Here is a 247-nt window from a genome sequence, read left to right on the forward strand (position 1 = left end):
GCGACTTCTGGTTCGAGAAACTCGGCCACATCGTGCCGAACCACCTGACCGGCGTGGCGCCGGAGAGCGTCGTGGCGCCGGAGGAAGTCGAGCAGGTGCGCGGCCGTGCCGTCGTCGCCAAGCGCTTGAAACCCATCCTGGGCGAGGCCGCCGTGCGCGGCTACATCATCGGCTCGGGCTGGAAGGACTATCAGCAAAGCGGCAAGATCTGCGGCATCGAATTGCCCGCCGGCCTGCGCCAGGCGGA

1 protein-coding gene is annotated in these 247 nt (G+C 68.0%); it reads left to right on the forward strand.

Features of this window, described 5'->3' with window-relative positions; translation table 11 throughout:
- The coding region (locus KVT32_RS31015; protein ID WP_305864350.1) for a phosphoribosylaminoimidazolesuccinocarboxamide synthase at positions 1-247 on the forward strand (247 nt) is incomplete at both ends.

Origin of the sequence: Achromobacter sp. GbtcB20 (assembly GCF_019091095.1) — a bacterium.
Taxonomy (GTDB): Bacteria; Pseudomonadota; Gammaproteobacteria; order Burkholderiales; family Burkholderiaceae_B; genus Achromobacter; species Achromobacter mucicolens.